Origin of the sequence: Nocardia sp. MH4 (genome assembly GCF_019266065.1) — a bacterium.
GTDB lineage: Bacteria > Actinomycetota > Actinomycetes > Mycobacteriales > Mycobacteriaceae > Nocardia > Nocardia canadensis.
This window is the reverse complement of record NZ_LPNR01000116.1, coordinates 1-1,133: the sequence shown is the minus strand read 5'-3', so window position 1 is coordinate 1,133 and position 1,133 is coordinate 1. Positions and strand designations below refer to the sequence as shown.

2 protein-coding genes are annotated in these 1,133 nt (G+C 66.7%); both read right to left on the bottom strand.

Going from position 1 to position 1,133, the window contains the following annotated elements:
* Positions 1 to 312 precede the first annotated feature (312 nt).
* Positions 313 to 705 carry an SCO5389 family protein gene (locus ATM97_RS25610; protein ID WP_218720750.1) on the bottom strand — a complete coding sequence of 131 codons (393 nt, stop codon included), beginning with the start codon at positions 703 to 705 and terminating at the stop codon, positions 313 to 315.
* Positions 706 to 790: 85 nt separating this feature from the next.
* Positions 791 to 1,133 (bottom strand): nitronate monooxygenase (locus ATM97_RS25605; protein WP_218720749.1); only part of this gene is annotated, 343 nt, incomplete at its 5' end.

The following is a 1,133-nucleotide window of genomic DNA, read 5'->3' as shown; positions in this document are numbered from 1 at the left end:
ACCCCTCGGCGGCGAGGCGGCCGAAACCGGGGTGGTACTGCGCCTTCGGCGGTATGTCTCACCCCTCGGCGGCGAGGCGGCCGAAACCGGGGTGGTACTGCGCCTTCGGCGGTACGTCTCACCCCTCGGCGGCGAGGTGGCCGAAACCGGGGTGTCCGCTGGTAGATGTGGCGGCGGGCGTGGAATCTCTTCCACGCCCGCCGTTCTCATTCAGTTGTTGTTCAGTTGTTTGTTCTGTTGTCGGATTCAGCTGTCGGATCCTGTTGTGCGATGCAGTTGTCGATATTCAGTTGTCGACAGAAACGCTGGTGCTCAACAGTTCCGGAGTTCCGGGCTCTGGTTGAGGAGCTGGGCGCGCGGGCTGATGTAGCGGCTGTAGGTCTCGCCGCCGACCGCCGAGAGCGGGAAGGCCGCGACCCGATGGCAGTTCTGGAAGGCGAGTTTCACGCCGAAGTGCCGTTCCAGACCGCCGCGGATGGCGTCGGAGGCCAGGGCGCGCAGCAGCTGGCCGCGGGCGACCTCGTCCGGCGGCGGCACCACATTGTCGGCGAACTCCGCGTCGCCCGCCCGCAGGTCGCCGGCTACCCGGCTCACCACTTCCCAGGCGTACGGCAGTGACGTGCGGACGCATTCTACGAACTCGGCGTCGTCGATATCGCCCTGTTCGGCGCGCTCGAGCAGTGCTGCGGGAACATCGAGGGACATGGCGCTCTCCTCCTGCTTGGTGGTGGTCGGCGGGATGCGATGCCCCTTCGAGTCTAAACGAAATCGGTTGTCAACAACCCTGGATTCATTCTGAAAGTGCTTTCCGTAGTGCGCTTTTCGCGTCGGCGGCCAGGTCGGCGATCAGTTCGCCTGCCGATAGCTCGGTCACCAGTGAATGCGCTTGCCCCGCCCACAGATTCACATCGTCGGTGTTGCCGGCGGCGCGGCCCGCGGCCCGCAACGGGGCGGTGGCGTAATGAATTTCGGGGTAGGCGGCGGGTGCGGTCGCGGTGTGCTCCCGAAGAAAACGGTTGCGGATTCCGCGCGCACGCCGTCCGGTGAAGGCCCGGGTGAGCATCGTCGGTTCCGCCGAGCCGATCGTGCCCCGGTGCGCGGCGTTGGTGCCCGCCTCCGGGCAGCGCAGCAGC

Bases quoted from the DNA above. Each gene is read 5' to 3' on its own strand.
- ATM97_RS25610 (WP_218720750.1), bottom strand. From the start codon at position 705: ATGTCCCTCGATGTTCCCGCAGCACTGCTCGAGCGCGCCGAACAGGGC.